The sequence below is a fragment of the Halomonas sp. SIMBA_159 genome, assembly GCF_046536035.1.
GTDB lineage: Bacteria > Pseudomonadota > Gammaproteobacteria > Pseudomonadales > Halomonadaceae > Vreelandella > Vreelandella venusta_A.
Map to the genome: position 1 here is coordinate 1 of NZ_JAWJBT010001003.1, position 256 is coordinate 256.

General features: G+C 52.7%; 1 pseudogene. It reads left to right on the plus strand.

The window, feature by feature from the left end:
- Positions 1 to 14: 14 nt before the first annotated feature.
- A pseudogene (locus R0J87_RS22270) lies at positions 15 to 256 on the plus strand (phosphoglucomutase, alpha-D-glucose phosphate-specific); the annotation flags it as partial.

Here is a 256-nt window from a genome sequence, read left to right on the forward strand (position 1 = left end):
CCAATTATTTTCTGATTGAACCCGATGCTTCCAATGTTGCCCAGCGTGTTGCGTTCGGCACCTCTGGCCATCGTGGCTGTGCCGATAAGGGAACCTTCAATCAACATCATATCTGGGCAATCGCTCAGGCTGTTGCTGATGTTCGCCGCGAGCAAGGTGTTACCGGACCGCTGTTTTTAGGGAAAGATACGCACGCCTTATCTGAACCGGCGCTGCTTTCTGCTCTGCAAGTGCTGGTGGCCAATGACGTGAATGT